Source organism: Roseivirga seohaensis subsp. aquiponti (assembly GCF_001267955.1).
Classification (GTDB): Bacteria; Bacteroidota; Bacteroidia; order Cytophagales; family Cyclobacteriaceae; genus Roseivirga; species Roseivirga seohaensis.
On sequence record NZ_JSVA01000016.1, the window covers coordinates 138,930 to 155,869 of the forward strand.

A 16,940-nucleotide genomic window follows, 5' to 3' on the forward strand; every position below is an offset into this window, starting at 1 on the left:
CTAAAACTGATAATAAGGACTAATCATTAAATAAACGATAACCCCTGTTACAGAAACATACAACCAAATTGGATAAGTGTACTTCACAATTTTCTTATGCTTATCAATCATATTGCTCCAAGCGTAGAAAAAGGCTAAAAGCACCAAAGGAACTACTCCTATTGATAATACAATATGGCTAATCAGGAAAAAGTAATAAACTGATTTTATTGCGCCTTCTCCTCCAAATGTAGTTGAAGGTGCAGAAGCATGATAAGTTACATAGCAGAGTAAAAACAGTGCACCTAAAACAAGTGCAGCAGTGTTAAATTTTCTATGTAGACCTACATTCTTTTTTGCCTTAATAGCAATCAACGCAAAAATTAAACAGAGCGATGTAAGCGTGTTAATTACCCCGATTACATGAGGGAGATTATACACCCAATCTCCTAAATCAAGCTTTTGTGGCAGCCCCAATAGCACTGCTACGGCCAACGGAATGGCTACGGATAAAACCCTTATCCAAAGCATTGATCTTTTTTGCTTCAAATCAACTTTATTCATTTTCCAAATCTATGGTTTGTAAAATCCTTAACTCAAGTATTAGCCTATCAGTTTCTTCTCTCTCCATAATATTATAGTAGCCTCGAATTCTATTCTTAGCATCTACCAAAACTACTCTATTGTCGAGGTCTGACATTACCATACCACAATACTTTAAATTAGACCAGCTAGTTGAATCAAGCTCTTTGAAGTGCCAGAACTGATCCATAAATGTGACCCGCTGATTATAACCCGTAATTGCATCGGTTTGGATTGAGGCTTGATTAAGATACGACATCATTTGAATGTCTGGATTGTTATAAAACACGTCCTGTACTTTTTCTAGCTCTTCCAATCTAGTTTTTAACACTGGGCCGTCCATCCTTTCAAAATGAACCACTTTTGTGATTCCCATTTCTAGCTCTGGACTTTTCACTATGTATTGGTCGGTATTTCTTTCTAAGCAGCTTACTTGACGCAAAGTATCTCCAATTCCATTGGAATAGTAGATTGGAATTTGAAATTTATTTTCCCCAAAACCTTTCAGAAAGAGAAAGATAAGTGCTGGTAATAAAATCAACAGAAATAAGTATATGCCTTTCTTATTCTTCATAATACTCTGATCAACAAAAAATCAGACCAATTGCTCAGTCTGATTCTATAATATTATTAGATATAGCTCTTATCACTAATGACTATCATCGACTTGCTCGGAACCAGCTGGATTATAATCCACTATTCCTCTGCTACTTTTTACCGCACCGCCTTCTAACTCTACAAGCGCTACAATAAGCCATACGATGAAAATCATAGGTAGTATTACTGAATATATTAAGCCTTTCACTTCGTGTCCTAAGTGCATAAATTCACTTACGATGTAAAAAGCCTTAAGAATAGTAAGACCTACGAAAATCACATTTCTAAGTAAGCCTGCATCCATTGTGAATGCAAATACATATTCGATAGCGGTGATGATCGCAAGTATACCTGCAATCTTCCAAATACCGCGAATTTTATTCTTATCTACTGGTTGTACAACCACGTTTGATGTTTGTTCCATAGTATATAAATGTCCTTAGATCAAATAGAAGAAAGTGAAAACGAAGACCCAAACTAGATCTACAAAGTGCCAATACAAACCAACTTTTTCAATCATTTCGTAATGGCCTCTCTTTTCATACATACCATTGGCTGCATTAAAGAAAGTAATAATATTGATGACTACTCCAGATAATACGTGGAAACCGTGGAAACCAGTAATAAAGAAGAATAGCGCAGCAAAAGCAGGCGGTCCGTATTGATTGAAGCTCAAACCTGCGCCCATAATTTCATAGTCCTCTACCCATCTGCCGTTTATAAAAACGTCACCGATAGTGGCAACACCACTTCCTGATATAAAGTGAGCCCATTCCCAAGCTTGGCAACTTAAGAATGCAATACCACCAATAATAGTCCAAAGCATCCATTTAACCACGCCCTTCTTATCCATTCTCTGACCAGCTTCTACAGCTAAAACCATAGTCACAGAACTTAGAATTAGAATGAAGGTCATTAAACCTACAAAGACTAACGGCCATTCTTGACCATGTACTCCTGGAAAGGCATCATAAACCTTTTCTGGAATTGGCCAATATTCGGTAGAAAACACGAAGTCATCTGGATTTCCTTTATAAGCTGGAGCACTCCATCTTATAAATGCGTATGCGATCAAAAGACCAGAGAAAGTAAAGGCATCTGAAAGCAGGAAAAACCACATCATGAGTTTTCCATAGCTCGCCTTAAGAGGCGCAACCCCACCTGCCCATAAGCTCTTGTTGCCGACTGTAGCTGTAGTAGCCATAGTTAATTGGTTCTAGTTAATGGTTAAGTAATAAAAATATAAACAAGTATATCCAAAGTCCGCCTAAGAAGTGCCAAAAAGTTGAGCACATTTCCATGTTCAACATGTTTTCAGAGTTCACCTTTAGCTTGAAAGACGAAATTAACAGATATAAAAGATAAATCACAGCGGCCACTAAATGTAGACCGTGTAAGCCTGTAAAGATGTATAAGAAGCTCCCTGCAGGATTACCTACAAAGAACACACCTGCATCAACCATTTGCCCCCAAGCCATAAACTGACCAATAAGGAAAGCCATACCCAGAACAAAAGTGATACTTAATGCTATTCGTACTTTTACAAAATCATTCTTTTTTGCAGAAAGGTATGCCCAATGCATAAACCCACTACTTACTATGATGACCACAGAGGTTGACCAAAAAAGAGATGGTAAATCATATTCCAACCAATTTCCGCTGGCCTGTCTTACAATATGAGCACTGGTAAATGCTGCAAATATCATTACCACAGTTACGATAAACAACCACATCGCAAACTTCTTTGGATGCATTGAAAGTGGTTGTTCCACTTGGCTATCTACAAATTGATAATTCTCTGTCATTATTTCACCATGTCCAATAAATAAGCAATCTGCACGATCGGTAAATAGAGAAATGAACCAAACATAATTCTCAATGCTGATTTTCTCGATTGATCACGCATCAACTTAATCGTCTGCGCTAAAAACAAAACTCCACAAATGGTGGCCACTACTCCAGAATTAACTCCAGTTATGCCAAAATAGGTAGGCAATAAACCCAATGGAATTAAGAATAGTGTATATGTCATTATTTGAAAAGCAGTCTTCATATCCTTCTCTCCTTTTACAGGAAGAAGTTTAAAGCCTGCCTTTTTATAATCTTCATCGGCTACCCAAGCAATTGCCCAAAAATGTGGAAACTGCCAAATAAACTGTATACCGAAAATAATCATTGCTTCATGGCTAATCGCTCCTGTAGCAGCTACCCAACCCAACAAAGGAGGTAATGCGCCTGGAAAAGCCCCCACAAATACTGCAATTGGCCCTACTCTTTTCAATGGTGTATAGACATAACTATACAGCACCATGGACAAAACAGCCAAACCTGTGGTTAATAAATTAGTAGAAAAATAAAGCACAAGAATACCAGCCACAGCTACAATGGCTGCAAATGTCAAGGCTTCATTTTTGGAAAGTCGATTCGTAGGTAAAGGGCGATTTTGAGTGCGTTTCATCATCGCATCAAATTCCTTTTCAGTTACTTGGTTTACTGTACAAGAAGCACCTGACACCAAAAAACCACCTATAAATAATAAAATCAGTTGGGTCCAGTCAACATTGCCTCCCATGGCTAAGGTATAGCCAAAGGCTGAAGAGAAAGCCACCAAAAGTGATAGTCTCATTTTAACCAACTCCAAATAAGCCTTGGCTTTTTGAGCGATTAACTCTCCTACTCCAATATTTGCAGAACTACCTGATATCATTCAGTTAACTAGTTTGTACTCTTCTATTTCCTAAAAGCAACAGCACATAGTACTGTACTCCTATAATTAATGTTCCTAACAACAAATGTATTGGTTGTATAGCCGCTGGAACTCCAAAATAAGCCATCACAACGCCACTCAACACCTCTATACCCACAATAAGTAACATTATTGCACCATAAAGCTTCAATTTCTGTGGAGTATCCTTTTTCATTGTTAAAAGCCAAACCAAATATAGGTGTAAGCCCAACAGCAAAATTGAATATGATCGATGCACTAAGAATTCCATTCCAAGCTTCGATATCCACTCTGACCTAGCAAAATGATCTGCTAAAAGGTCGATGCTTTCTCTTACTTGTGTACCCATTACGATTTGAGGCAATGTGGCAATAAAGCAAATCAATAAAACTGCCCGCAACTTGCCAGTTCCTTCCAAATTAAGGTTCAGCACCTCTCTTTTTGATCTATAATAAACATAGATAAGAAGGCATACGATTAACAAAGCGAGTAACATATGAATAGTAATCATCCAATGTAGCAAGTTGGTACTCACTACAATTGATCCGATCCATCCCTGAAACCCTACCAATACAAATGCAATAAAAGAAAGAACGGTAATGGTTCTATCGGTTTTCCAGTATCGAATAGACATTATAAATGTTCCGAAGATCAAAAGACCGATAACCGCACCCACTAAGCGGTTAATGTATTCAGTAAGCGTTTTTGTAGCATTAAACTCTTCCTCAGTTAGAATATCAGGATCGTTTAAAATCTGATCGGCCAACTCGTCAAAACCAAATGCTGTAAGGTAACTTACAAACCTTTTATTCTTCTCTGCCCTTTCTTGGGCGTAAACTTCTTTGTAATCAGATGGAAGTTGGCTGACATCTGTTGGTGGCACCCAACTTCCAAAACATTTGGGCCAGTCCGGACATCCCATTCCCGAGCCAGTGGTTCTTACAATACCTCCAATAAGAATCAGGAGATATACGGCAATTACCGTGACGGCCGAAAATCGTCTAAATGCTCGTCCGTTAATGACCTTTTGCCCCATCAACTACAATCTCGCTAGCGCTCTCCTCTTTCTCAATTGCAATCATATCATTCTCATGCGGAAGATTTGAATCCATAGTCTCTGAGAAAGGTACTGTTTGAGGAATAAAGTCATCCTCGGCACCTGGCTTAGAGTAATCGTAAGGCCATCTGTATACCGTTGGGATTTCACCTGGCCAGTTGCCGTGTCCAGCAACTCTTGGCGTTGTCCATTCCAAAGTAGTCGACTTCCATGGGTTAAGAGGAGCTTTCTTCCCTCTAAATATGCTGTAGAAGAAGTTGAATAAGAAGATAAACTGTCCAAAGAAAGTCAAAATTGCAGCCACACTAATAAAGGCATTCAAGTCTGTAAATCCACTGAAGGCATCAAAGTTGGTAAACGAATAGTACCTTCTTGGGAAACCTGCGATTCCAATATAGTGCATTGGGAAGAACACAGCGTAAATACCAATGAACGTAAACCAGAAGTGGATGTAACCTAATTTTCTATCTAACATTCTTCCGAACATTTTAGGGAACCAATGGTAAACCCCAGCCAGTAATCCGAAAGAAGAAGCTGCTCCCATTACTAAGTGGAAGTGAGCTACAACAAAATAAGTATCATGCAATTGAATATCAATTGCTGAGTTACCTAAGAAAATACCCGTAATACCACCTGAAATAAACACCGACACCAACCCTATTGAGAATAGCATAGCAGGCGTAAATACAATATTTCCGCGCCATAGTGTTGTTAGGTAGTTAAATACTTTTACTGCTGAAGGTATAGCGATAATCAATGTTAAGAACATGAAGATCGATCCTAAGAATGGACTCAAGCCCGAAACGAACATATGGTGTGCCCATACCACAAAAGAAAGCACCGTAATACCCAACATCGAAATAATCATGGCCTTATAACCAAAGATTGGCTTTCTTGAATTGGTTGCGATAATTTCAGATGTAATACCTAAAGCAGGTAACAATACAATATATACTTCAGGGTGACCCAAGAACCAGAATAAATGCTGATATAGAATTGGACTACCTCCTACATTTGGAAGTGCTTCTCCTCCAATATAAATTTCAGATAAATAGAACGATGTTCCGAAGCTTCTATCGAATACTAATAGTAAAGCTGCCGCGAATAAAACTGGGAAAGATAAAACACCAATTACAGCGGTTAGGAAGAAACTCCAAATTGTAAGAGGTAACCTAGAGAAGGTCATTCCCTTCGTTCTTAAGTTGATAATTGTAGTGATATAATTGATACCTCCCAACAATGATGAAACAATAAAGAACACAATGGCAACAAGCCATAAAGTCATTCCTAGTCCAGAACCATCCATTGCCTGTGGCAAAGCACTTAGCGGTGGATAAACTACCCAACCTCCTGATGCAGGCCCTGTTTCTAAGAATAATGAGATAAACATGATAACACTGGAAAGGAAAAAGAACCAGTAAGAAAGCATGTTCATAAAGCCAGAAGCCATATCTCTCGCTCCAATTTGAAGCGGAATAAGGAAGTTACTGAATGTACCACTCAATCCAGCTGTCAATACAAAGAATACCATTATGGTACCGTGCATAGTTACCAAAGCCAAATAGAATTGTGGATCTAAGCTACCTTCTGGTTGAATCCATTTACCTAAAAGCGGTCTTAACCAAGATAAATCTGCTTCAGGGAATCCCAACTGCAATCTAAAGATTGCAGAAAAACCTGCTCCAATAATTGCCCAAATAATACCTGTAATTAGGAATTGCTTGGCAATCGTTTTATGGTCAAGTGAGAAAATATACTTTGTGATGAACGTTTCATGATGCTCGTGATCGTGATCATCATGCGCGTGTGCATCAATATGTGTTGCTGTTGCCATCTTAATATATTGGTCTTATTAATTACTCGTTAATGCCCGCTGTAACTACGGCCAACTCTTTCAAATTCTCAGGTACCTGAGACATATAATCTGGGTTTTTTGACAACCAAGATTTCTGCTCTGCTTTCCATTTATCGTATTCTTCAGGTTCTAAAACCGTCACAATTCTACGCATAGCAAAATGTGATGTACCACAAATTTCTGCACAAGCCAATTCAAAATTGAAATCAGGGTTATTTTCCTCGATTCTCATTTCCTCAGTGGTCTTATTAGGCACAAACCAGAATTGAGTAGGCATACCAGGAACAGCATCCATTTTCAATCTCATATGAGGCATATAAACACTATGAAGTACATCCTTAGCTCTGATTTTCAATAACACAGGTCGCCCTTTAGGAAGTACGATAGAGTTGTTATTAAAATCATCGAAATTGGCCTTATCCGTAAAATCCATGCCCAAATCATTAGTAGCATCAATCAAACGGTAATCGTAATCTCCAACTTCATTGTCCATTCCGCCATAGCGGATCAACCATGTAAATTGTTGACCTGTAATTTCAATTTGTTCAGCATCTTCTGGCGCTTTGCTGGTAATATCGGACCAAGCTGCAAAACCAGAAATTACTAACCATGTTAATACAATAGCAGGTACACCAGTCCACAAAAGCTCTAATTTGTTGTTATGCGGGTAGAATTCGGCTCTATGATTCTCTCTGTATCTATACTTGTAAGCAAATACAAAAAGTAATATATGCGTAATCACAAACACAATTCCTGTGATCCACATTGTTCTCCAAAACAACTTATCAGTTACTAAACCATGATCAGAGGCTACTGGTGGATCATATGAATCGAAATGCGCAAATGAATACCACGCCATTAAGCCAAAGAACAATACCAAGAAAACCACCATCAATATGGCGTTTACATTGTTACTTCCAGTCACTGACTTTTCATCAGAACCTTTAACAACACTGATCAATCTACTTACTCTGAAGATCATTAAAAGGATCGCCAGTACTAAGAAAATCGCTAAAACTATATAAAACCCGAACATATCTTTAGTTTACTCTTATTAAATATGATGATGTTTTGCCTCTTCTAACATTGGATGATTTTTAGCCACTAATGCTGATTTAGATAAGGCAGTTAAGGTAACGAACAAGAAGGCGACTCCGAAAATCATGAACAAGCCAATCTCTGTAAAACCAAATGCTCCATTTTCGCCAAGCGTACCTGGTGTTACCATTAGGTAAAAATCAATCCAGTGCCCTCCTAGAATAACAATACAAACGATTTTCAAGAATACATTCAATCGTTTTGCATCTCTCGTCATGAACGTAAGTAGAGGGAAGATGAAATTCAAAATAAGGTTAATGAAGAAGAATGGTGCGTATTTGTCACTCAATAATCTTTCTACAAAATATACTGACTCTTCAGGAATGTTAGCATAGTAAATCAATAGGAATTGAGAGAACCATACATACGTCCAGAAAATACTGAATGCGAAGATAAACTTACCAAGATCGTGTAGGTGATTTGAAGTGACTTGAGACAAATAACCGGCTTCTTTTAATAACACTGTTACAAGTGTAATGAAAGCCAAACCTGTTACCCACCAGCTAGCAAATACATACCAACCAAACATTGTAGAGAACCAGTGTACGTCAATTGACATGATCCAATCCCAAGCTGAAACAGATGAACTCACTGCAAAGAATACCAAGAAGATCGCAGAGAATTTTCTCATTTTGAACCAATAGCTATCGCCACCCAATTCATCTTCTGCCAAAGCCAAAGACTTAATTTTCTTAAATAGGAAGAACCATACAGCAAAGAATACAACCATTCTAAGCACAAAGAACAGCGGGAATGAGCCTCCTTCTAAAGGCAGAAAGAAGTAGCTACTTTTTCCAGCAATTAGTGCATCGTAATGCGGGTTTAACTCTCCATTTGCTAAGAATTGATTATACAAATCACTATGCGTCCAGTGGAAAATATCATGACCAAAAATCATGAAAGTAACAATCATCAATACAAACGCGTAAGGCAACCAGCTTCCCATCGCCAACGGAACTCTCAATAAAAAAGCAGACCAACCTGCTTGTGAAGCATATTGAAGTGTAAAGAAGAATATTCCTATGATACCTAGTCCAACAAAATAAACATTGTTGATCCAAAGGTTTACGCCTAATCTTTTTAACCATCCGCCACCGTGATCCGCTTCGCCTGCACCATGATCTTCACCTGATTCATCAGATATCATTCCACCGTGGCCGTCATTATCAGCACCGCTATGGTTATCGCTAGCATTAGTTCCATGATCGTCAGAAGTACCAGCATCGTGTTGTTCTGTTCCTTCATGATCACCAGCCTCAGCTTCATGACCACCGCCAGGGAATATTGCACCTACAAGCAACAATACAAACCCAATGATGGCTACGAGATATAGCTTCTTTTTTAAGCTTGTCGTAAATTCAAATCTTTCTTTTGCCATTTTCTAAAAAATTTGTGGGTTACTTTTGTTGCAATTGTTTAACATACTTTACAATCTTCCATCTTTTCTCTGGACTGATTTGAGAACCGTGAGCTCCCATTCTTCTAATTCCATAAGTAATTACATGGAAAATGTGTCCTTCTGAAAGATTTCTTAGCGCTGGCGCTGTATAAGGCGGAACACCTTGAAAAACAGGTGATACCAACCCATCTGCCTGTCCAGTTGTACCATGACAATGGTCGCAATACAATTCATATAGTCTTTTACCTTCTGCCAAAATTTCTGGTGTTTCAGGTAGAGGATTTTCTACAAGGCTTGCCGCTTCAATGTCATCTTTTCCTAAACGATAAGGAAGTACACCATCAGCGGTTCTTCTTACAGTACCTGCTACTGGCAACTTTACATTTTGTTCATAGGCATTGTTTGGATTTGAATTATAAAATTCACCTAATCCATCTTCTCTATTACTCAGCCATTCTCCTCTATCCTTTTCCTTGATTTGTGTTAATGGCTCATAAGGTATTGAATGATACATCTGTGGTGCATATTCTGTACCTGGGTTATCGCCACTAGCATTACAAGAAGCCAGAGCAAAGATCGCTATGAGTGGTAAAAATGCTTTCAATCTATTCAACATGATCATCTTTAGCTTAGTCTTCAACTTCTTTATCGTTCACTTCAATAGCACCTGAATCTTTCAATACACTATTGATTGTTTGAGCATCCACAGATTTGTTTTGACCTAAATCAATTGCCATTACATGCTTATCATCTGTAATTCTCAAATCAAGCATTTTAGGGTCTTTCCATGGTTTTAAATCAGTACTTACGAAGAATGTACCCACCATACCAAAAGCAGCGAGTAAAACCGTTAGTTCAAAAGTTACAGGGATAAAATCTGGTAGTGGAGTAAAGTCTTTACCACCAATAATCATTGGCCAATCCACTCCTAGCATCCAAAACTGCATTGTAAGCGCTAATGAAGTTCCTAATATACCGAACATGAAGGCGGCAATCGGAAGTCTAGATCTCTTATAGCCTAATTCTTCATCAAGACCATGAACAGGGAATGGAGAATATACCTCGTCAATTTTAACACCGGCACCTCTCACCTTTCGTACCGCGCTTAATAGTACGTCCTCGTCATCAAAAACACCGAGAACAAAATTTCTAGAATCGCTCATAATTATGCAGTCTGTTTTTCTGATGAAGATTTCACAATACTTTTAATTTCAGCCATATTCACTACTGGGAAGAACTTAGCAAATAATAAGAATGCTGTAAAGAACAATCCGAATGTGAATAAATAAACTCCCATATCGTACACAGTTGGGTAGAACATAGCCCATGATGATGGTAGATAATCTCTATGCAATGAAGTAACGATAATCACAAATCGCTCGAACCACATTCCAATGTTTACAATAATTGAAATAATGAAAGTAGCGGCAATATTGGTTCTGATTTTCTTGAACCAGAATAACTGTGGAGAGATTACGTTACATGTCATCATAGACCAGTAAGCCCACCAATATGGCCCTTGCATTCTATTAAAGAATGCGTATTGTTCTGCAGGAACTCCAGAATACCAAGCTACAAAGAACTCAGTAATGTATGCTATACCTACAATTGAACCAGTAATTGTAATTACTATGTTCATCAAGCCAATGTGCTCAATAGTAATGTAGTCTTCTAGTTTAAATAGTTTTCTAGTTACCAACATCAATGTCAGTACCATCGCAAACCCTGAGAAAATCGCTCCAGCAACAAAGTAAGGAGGGAAAATCGTAGTGTGCCATCCTGGTATTACTGAGGTAGCAAAGTCAAATGATACAATGGTGTGTACTGAAAGTACGAGTGGTGTTGCTAAACCAGCCAAAATCAAGGATACACTTTCGTATCGGCTCCAAGCTTTAGCAGCGCCATTCCAACCAAGACTTAATGCTCCATAAATTTTCTTTCTTACTCCAGTTGCTCTATCTCTAATGGTAGCAAAATCAGGAACAAGCCCTATGTACCAAAACACTAGAGATACAGAGAAGTATGTAGAAATTGCGAATACGTCCCAAAGAAGTGGAGAGTTAAAGTTTACCCAAAGTGAACCGAATGTATTCGGTAACGGTAATGCCCAATAAGCTCCTAACCAAGGTCGTCCCATGTGAAGTACCGGGAACATAGCAGCACATATTACGGCAAAAATTGTCATTGCCTCTGCAGCTCTGTTAATTGCCATTCTCCATTTCTGACGGAAAAGTAAAAGTACTGCCGAAATCAAAGTTCCAGCGTGACCAATACCTACCCACCATACGAAGTTTGTAATATCCCAGGCCCAACCTACGGTTTTGTTCAGACCCCACATTCCAATTCCTTCCCAAAGTGTAGCAGCTACAGCGATGAAACCAATGCCAAAAGCAGTAAGTGCCATCCCCATGCCTAATAACCATGATTTGGAAGGCTTGCCCTCTACCTGCCTGCAGATATCCTCGGTAACGTCATGGACAGTCTTACCGCCAGTTATCAAAGGTGTTCTTACGGATGAAGTAACCTGCATAGTGTATCTCTTTTAAAAATTAAGCTTCAGTTGATTGTTTTTCCTTATTTCTAATTTTGGTGAAATACCAAACGTTAGGGTTAACGTTGATTTCCTCCAACACGTGATAAGCTCTGTCTTCTTCCACTACACGCTCGGTAGCTCCTTGACCGTCTTCTTTCTCTTGAATTTTCAATGCTTGAGAAATTCTAGAGTTTTTGTCGTTCAAATCGCCAAAGATGATCGCATCTGCAGGACAAGCCGAGGCACATGCCATATTAATATCACCATCTTTTGGTCTTCTATCTTCACGTTTTGCGGCAAGTTTACCCGCTTGGATTCTCTGCACACACATTGAGCATTTCTCCATTACACCTCTAGCACGAACGGTTACATCTGGGTTCAATACCATTTTACCCAAATCATTGTTCATTGAAAGGTTCTTATCGAACTGCGTATTATCGTGGTACTTGAACCAGTTAAACCTTCTTACTTTATAAGGACAGTTGTTAGCACAATATCTTGTACCAATACATCTGTTATATGTCATTTGGTTAAGTCCTTCTGAACTGTGCGTAGTAGCTGCTACTGGACATACAGTTTCACAAGGTGCGTTATTACAATGCTGACACATCATTGGTTGGAATGTAACTTCTGGATTTTCTGAAGCTTTCTCTAAAGCTTTCAAATCATCTACAGGAGCATCAGAGCTATAGTAGCGATCAATTCTGATCCAAGCCATTTCTCTTCTGTTCAATACTTCTTCCTTACCAACAACTGGAATATTGTTTTCTGCCTGACAAGCAACAGTACATGCTGCACAACCCGTACAAGAGTTCATATCAATGGCCAATCCCCAGTGGTGATTGTTATATTCGTGACCTTTCCAAAGCGTGATTTTAGAAGGCTTGATATACTCTCCTTCTTTGTAAATCAACGGATATTCTCTTCCCGCTTTAGTGTCCTTTTTGTATTCACCTAAAGTTGACTCCTGAATTACATTGGCTCTGCCCATGTAAGTCTGGTGTGTTTGTGTTTGTGCAATTCTGTATGATTCGCCTGTTTTTTCTACTGTTACTCCAGCAAAAACATCGTAAACATTTGCACCATTTAATTTAGTAATGAAAGGATAGGCATTCACCCCTACTTCATTTCCAACTCTACCCGCGCTAGTTCTTCCGTAACCTAAGGCAAGCCCTACGGTTCCAGCGGCTTGCCCTGGCTGAATCAAAACTGGCAAACTAACAGATGTATTACCTACCGAAAGTGTTACTTTCTCAGTGGTACCATCATCCATTTTGATTCCCCACTCTTCTGCTTGGGCTTGAGAAACTGTTAAATAGTTATCCCAAGTAGTTTTTGTAATTGGGTCTGAAGCTTCTTGTAACCAAGGGTTATTGGCCATTGAGCCATTACCCATAGTTACTTTTTCGTATAGCGCCAATTCTAGACCAGTTCCATTGCTCTTGTAATTCTGAGCAATGCTAGTGGCTGCCGCAGGTACTGCGCTAAAGTCAAATATATATGCTTGTGAGTTCCCTCCTGTTTCAAATACACCATCAAACAAAGTTTTATCCCAGAATGTCTGGAAATTAGAAGTATCTGTTTGTTTGGTGAAGAAGTTCTCTCTCCAGTTATCTTGTAGGTAAGTATAGTATTCTACCGTTTTTCCAGACCACTTCAAAAACGTTTCTGGTACCTGACGAGTATCGAATAGTGGAGCAATTGTAGGTTGAACTAAACTGAAGTGACCAGTTCTTAATTCAACATCGTTCCACTGCTCTAAATAATGATGATCAGGAGCAACGTAGTCTGCCAAAGCAGCCGTTTCATCCATTCTATCTGATGTAGAAATCTTCAATGAAACTTTAGCTAATCCAGCCTGCAACGCTTTTCCATCGGCTGAATCGTAAACTGGGTTACAGTTAAAGAAGATTACAGCACTGATTAAACCAGCGTTGGTATCTTTTACAAATGAACTCATGGCTTGGTCATCTCCTTGACGGAAATGAAGCGGTGCATTTACATTAATAGTAGCACCGTAGTTACCTAACATGGCGTTGATACCATTTACCAAAACCTGAACAACTGGATCGTTTGAGCCAGAGACTACAAGCCCAGCACCACGGTTTGTCCAAAGCTCATTGATTGCTGCTGTTAAATGCGCAATATCTCCAGCATTTCCACCACTCACTTTAGCTTGACCAGCCTTAGCCGCAATACCATTATATATGGCTGCTACTAATGGGCCAGCTTGTGAAGGGCGAATGCCTGTTCTATAATCTGCGTTTGCACCCGTTAATGAAAGGTTAGACTCAAATTGATAGTGTCTAGACATTTCACGGTGCTCCGCGCTAATTTTTCTTGTTTGTGAATACTGCTTAGTAAACTCAATTGGTGAAATCCAAGTACCTAAAAAGTCGGCACCTACACTCACAATAGTTTTGGCTTTACTAAAATCATATGATGGCACCATTGATGTACCAAACGATCTTCTGTTTCCTTCAGAAATACCATAAGCCGATGATGAATCGTAGCTTATGTGTTGCGCTGTTGGATAATTAGCAGTAAACTCGGCTATTGCTCTTTTTGTAGTAGGACTTAAAACAGAATTACTTACAATTCTAATTTGACCACCCTTAGCAGAAATCTCACCCAACTTGGCAATTACTTCTTTATCTAAAGTTTCCCAGTCAGTTTTAGAACCTGCTTTTTTAGGGCCTACTAGTCTTTCTTTATCGTACAATGAAAGTACAGAAGCTTCTACTTGAGCATTAGTACCTCCCTTTGTCATTGAAGAAAACTTATTTCCTTCAATTTTAATCGGACGACCTTCTCTAGTTTTCACCACTACACTTACAGCGTCACCGCCATTCACATAGGTAGAAGCATAATAATTAGGAATAGAAGGATCAACATCAACAGGTTTGTTCAAATAAGGGATTGCCTTCCTTACCGGAGCCTCACAAGCCGCTAAAGAAGCTGCTGCGATACCAAAACCCATTAATTTTAAGAAGTCCCTTCTGTTACTGCTTCCCTCACCATTTTCGTTGATAGGAAGGTATTCTGGAAATTCCTTCTCGGCATTTTTAACAAACGAAGGTTCGTTGGTTAATTGCTCTATCCCTTTCCAGTATGTTTTTTGATTTTCTTTCATTGTATATCAATCAGAAATCGAAATTCTATTCAATAATTAATAGTGACATTTAGCACATTCCAAACCACCGATATCGGCTACTTTCATAGGTGTTTTTGAGGTTGCGTTATGCATCTCCACCAACTTATCGTAGTATCCGTTACCTTGCGTATTTACATCTGTATTTCTATGGCAGTCAATACACCAGCCCATTGTTAGAGGGGCAAACTGCTCAACAACAGCCATTTCCTGAATTTCACCGTGACAAGTCTGACATTCAATCTCTCCTACCTTTACGTGTTGTGAGTGATTGAAGTAAGCTAAATCAGGCAAGTTATGAACACGTACCCACTCAATTGGCTTTCCGCTTTCTTGAGCTGCATATAATTTCTGTATCTCAGGAGAATCTGTCTTGATTTGACTATGGCAGTTCATACAAATATTCACTGATGGAATGTTTGCACTCTTTGCAATCTCTACACCTGTATGGCAATACTGACAGTCAATTTCGTAAGTTCCAGCGTGTATTTCATGAGAAAAAGCGATTGGTTGAGTTGGCGCATAGCCTTGTTGCACACCTACAGTGTACAGACCGTCAATCACGTTTTTAGCAGCTAAGGTTACTACAAGGAAAGTAACAATACCTATAACTGTTGGGCTTCTTAGGAAAGCAGAAACACTAAATTTCTCATTAACAATCTCTTCATCTTCTGCAGAAAGTTGCTTTTTATCCTTTAAGTAACGGCTAACGAAATTGATGATGATAACCAATACTACTAATAGTAGTACCAACACCACAATCAAAGTAACCATAATTACATTCAGATATTCTGAAGGAACACCGCCTGATTGAGCAGCACCTTCGGCACCAGTTGCAGTAGCTACTGGCGCAGCTTCTACTGGAGGGTTTTCTTCAGTATGCAGAACATAAGCCATAATTGACAAAATCTGCTCGTCTGAAAGATCTTGATTAGGCATCACCTGATTATACTCTTTAAATAGAGCTACAGCTTGAGGATCGCCATCATTAATCATTTTGCCTGGGCTCTTCACAAAAGATAAAATCCAGTCAACTTCTCTTCTATCGTAAATTCCAGCCAAAGCTGGACCTACAACTTTTTTATCCACAGCGTGGCAAGAATTACATATGTATTCTTTAAAGAGACCTTCTCCTTTTTTGATGATTGCTTCATCGGTTGGAATTTTATCTCTCTGGGCAAAGGCTTGTTGGCCAGAAAAAACAAAACAACATACAAACATGCATGCTGTCGCGAAGCGGACTAATAGTTTTTTGGATAACATGTAATCAGTAGTTAGAGTCACAGATTGTCTCATCACGTAAAATCGAGACAAAGGTAGTATCGGAATGCTTTATTTCAAACTAAAGTTTAGATAGTACACGAGTGGTCAAAAGAGATTAAAAAACCACATACTTCGTTCATTAACAGTTGTTTACGCACTTAATTCTAAGGTGGTTTTTATTTAGAATTATTATAAATAGCCTAAACAATTTAAATTAGCGTAACCCTGTATACGAATCCATTTTTACAAGAGATATACAAAGATAAATCAGCGCCATTATTTAAAATAATAACCCCATTTACAGCTATATAGGCTATTGAAAGCGTATCTAATTGGTTGTCAGCAAGATTAGCCTAACTGTACATTACAGCTACATTTTCGAAGTATATACTCCTCTTATTTCTATATTATATAGTGTACTACTGAGCACTTAGAAACAATTTCATTTTAATTAATAAAAATTTCGAAAGACGTGTTGTGCAATAAAAATTATCCCTATATTTGCACTCGCAATTGAGACAACGGCCTCAAAAAAGAAACAAAAACAGTCTTGAATTACTTAATTTAGATTGAAAAAAATTGGGTTTTGAACTTCCCTTAAAATAAAAGTTCGGGGTGTAGCGTAGCCCGGTATCGCGCCTCGTTTGGGACGAGGAGGTCGTAGGTTCGAATCCTGCCACCCCGACTAAAACCACTGACTT

General features: G+C 38.7%; 15 protein-coding genes and 1 tRNA gene. 1 reads left to right on the forward strand and 15 read right to left on the reverse strand.

Annotated elements, in window-relative coordinates:
- From OB69_RS14125 to OB69_RS14195, 15 genes are all read right to left on the reverse strand, one after another.
- Entirely contained in the window at positions 1–510 is a 510-nt protein-coding gene (locus OB69_RS14125) for a DUF420 domain-containing protein (protein WP_245620825.1), read from the reverse strand.
- Positions 511–535: 25 nt separating this feature from the next.
- On the reverse strand, positions 536–1,135 hold the full coding sequence (locus tag OB69_RS14130) for a hypothetical protein (protein ID WP_053224385.1): 600 nt from the start codon (positions 1,133–1,135) through the stop codon (positions 536–538).
- Between the two features lie 75 nt (positions 1,136–1,210).
- Positions 1,211–1,564: a cytochrome C oxidase subunit IV family protein gene (locus OB69_RS14135; protein ID WP_311316241.1), complete on the reverse strand. Its 354-nt coding sequence runs from the start codon at positions 1,562–1,564 to the stop codon at positions 1,211–1,213.
- A gap of 33 nt (positions 1,565–1,597) precedes the next feature.
- On the reverse strand, positions 1,598–2,362 hold the full coding sequence (locus OB69_RS14140) for a cytochrome c oxidase subunit 3 (protein ID WP_053224387.1): 765 nt from the start codon (positions 2,360–2,362) through the stop codon (positions 1,598–1,600).
- 16 nt (positions 2,363–2,378) lie between these two features.
- Complete coding sequence (locus OB69_RS14145; protein ID WP_053224388.1) at positions 2,379–2,963, reverse strand: cytochrome c oxidase subunit 3; 585 nt, start codon at positions 2,961–2,963, stop codon at positions 2,379–2,381.
- Positions 2,963–3,865, reverse strand: a complete 903-nt coding sequence (cyoE, locus tag OB69_RS14150; RefSeq protein ID WP_053224389.1) for a heme o synthase — start codon at positions 3,863–3,865, stop codon at positions 2,963–2,965. Before cyoE ends, OB69_RS14145 begins: the two co-directional genes overlap by 1 nt.
- A gap of 4 nt (positions 3,866–3,869) precedes the next feature.
- Complete coding sequence (locus OB69_RS14155; protein WP_053224390.1) at positions 3,870–4,919, reverse strand: COX15/CtaA family protein; 1,050 nt, start codon at positions 4,917–4,919, stop codon at positions 3,870–3,872.
- Positions 4,900–6,774, reverse strand: coding sequence for a cytochrome c oxidase subunit I (locus OB69_RS14160; protein ID WP_053224391.1), 1,875 nt, complete (start codon positions 6,772–6,774; stop codon positions 4,900–4,902). Before OB69_RS14160 ends, OB69_RS14155 begins: the two co-directional genes overlap by 20 nt.
- Positions 6,775–6,796: 22 nt before the next feature.
- The gene (locus OB69_RS14165) at positions 6,797–7,831 is read right to left on the reverse strand and encodes a cytochrome c oxidase subunit II (protein ID WP_053224392.1); all 1,035 of its coding nucleotides are present in this window, start codon (positions 7,829–7,831) and stop codon (positions 6,797–6,799) included.
- A gap of 18 nt (positions 7,832–7,849) precedes the next feature.
- Positions 7,850–9,271, reverse strand: coding sequence for a hypothetical protein (locus tag OB69_RS14170; RefSeq protein WP_053224393.1), 1,422 nt, complete (start codon positions 9,269–9,271; stop codon positions 7,850–7,852).
- Positions 9,272–9,290: 19 nt separating this feature from the next.
- Positions 9,291–9,908 carry a c-type cytochrome gene (locus OB69_RS14175; RefSeq protein ID WP_245620826.1) on the reverse strand — a complete coding sequence of 206 codons (618 nt, stop codon included), beginning with the start codon at positions 9,906–9,908 and terminating at the stop codon, positions 9,291–9,293.
- Positions 9,909–9,921: 13 nt separating this feature from the next.
- Positions 9,922–10,455, reverse strand: coding sequence for a DUF3341 domain-containing protein (locus OB69_RS14180; protein ID WP_053224395.1), 534 nt, complete (start codon positions 10,453–10,455; stop codon positions 9,922–9,924).
- 2 nt (positions 10,456–10,457) lie between these two features.
- Entirely contained in the window at positions 10,458–11,822 is a 1,365-nt protein-coding gene (nrfD, locus tag OB69_RS14185) for an NrfD/PsrC family molybdoenzyme membrane anchor subunit (RefSeq protein WP_053224396.1), read from the reverse strand.
- A 19-nt stretch (positions 11,823–11,841) separates the two neighbouring features.
- Positions 11,842–14,958, reverse strand: coding sequence for a TAT-variant-translocated molybdopterin oxidoreductase (locus OB69_RS14190; RefSeq protein WP_053224397.1), 3,117 nt, complete (start codon positions 14,956–14,958; stop codon positions 11,842–11,844).
- A 36-nt stretch (positions 14,959–14,994) separates the two neighbouring features.
- Positions 14,995–16,239 (reverse strand): cytochrome c3 family protein, encoded by a 1,245-nt coding sequence (locus OB69_RS14195; protein ID WP_053224413.1) that lies wholly within the window; start codon positions 16,237–16,239, stop codon positions 14,995–14,997.
- A gap of 611 nt (positions 16,240–16,850) precedes the next feature.
- On the opposite strand from OB69_RS14195, the gene OB69_RS14200 reads away from it, so the two are divergent.
- Positions 16,851–16,924, forward strand: a tRNA-Pro gene (locus tag OB69_RS14200).
- Positions 16,925–16,940 lie beyond the last annotated feature (16 nt).

Bases quoted from the DNA above. Each gene is read 5' to 3' on its own strand.
- OB69_RS14160 (WP_053224391.1), bottom strand. From the start codon at position 6,774: ATGGCAACAGCAACACATATTGATGCACACGCGCATGATGATCACGAT.
- OB69_RS14190 (WP_053224397.1), bottom strand. From the start codon at position 14,958: ATGAAAGAAAATCAAAAAACATACTGGAAAGGGATAGAGCAATTAACC.
- OB69_RS14175 (WP_245620826.1), bottom strand. From the start codon at position 9,908: ATGTTGAATAGATTGAAAGCATTTTTACCACTCATAGCGATCTTTGCT.
- OB69_RS14195 (WP_053224413.1), bottom strand. From the start codon at position 16,239: ATGTTATCCAAAAAACTATTAGTCCGCTTCGCGACAGCATGCATGTTT.
- nrfD (WP_053224396.1), bottom strand. From the start codon at position 11,822: ATGCAGGTTACTTCATCCGTAAGAACACCTTTGATAACTGGCGGTAAG.
- cyoE (WP_053224389.1), bottom strand. From the start codon at position 3,865: ATGATATCAGGTAGTTCTGCAAATATTGGAGTAGGAGAGTTAATCGCT.
- OB69_RS14140 (WP_053224387.1), bottom strand. From the start codon at position 2,362: ATGGCTACTACAGCTACAGTCGGCAACAAGAGCTTATGGGCAGGTGGG.
- OB69_RS14155 (WP_053224390.1), bottom strand. From the start codon at position 4,919: ATGGGGCAAAAGGTCATTAACGGACGAGCATTTAGACGATTTTCGGCC.
- OB69_RS14170 (WP_053224393.1), bottom strand. From the start codon at position 9,271: ATGGCAAAAGAAAGATTTGAATTTACGACAAGCTTAAAAAAGAAGCTA.
- OB69_RS14180 (WP_053224395.1), bottom strand. From the start codon at position 10,455: ATGAGCGATTCTAGAAATTTTGTTCTCGGTGTTTTTGATGACGAGGAC.
- OB69_RS14130 (WP_053224385.1), bottom strand. From the start codon at position 1,135: ATGAAGAATAAGAAAGGCATATACTTATTTCTGTTGATTTTATTACCA.
- OB69_RS14145 (WP_053224388.1), bottom strand. From the start codon at position 2,963: ATGACAGAGAATTATCAATTTGTAGATAGCCAAGTGGAACAACCACTT.
- OB69_RS14125 (WP_245620825.1), bottom strand. From the start codon at position 510: ATGCTTTGGATAAGGGTTTTATCCGTAGCCATTCCGTTGGCCGTAGCA.
- OB69_RS14165 (WP_053224392.1), bottom strand. From the start codon at position 7,831: ATGTTCGGGTTTTATATAGTTTTAGCGATTTTCTTAGTACTGGCGATC.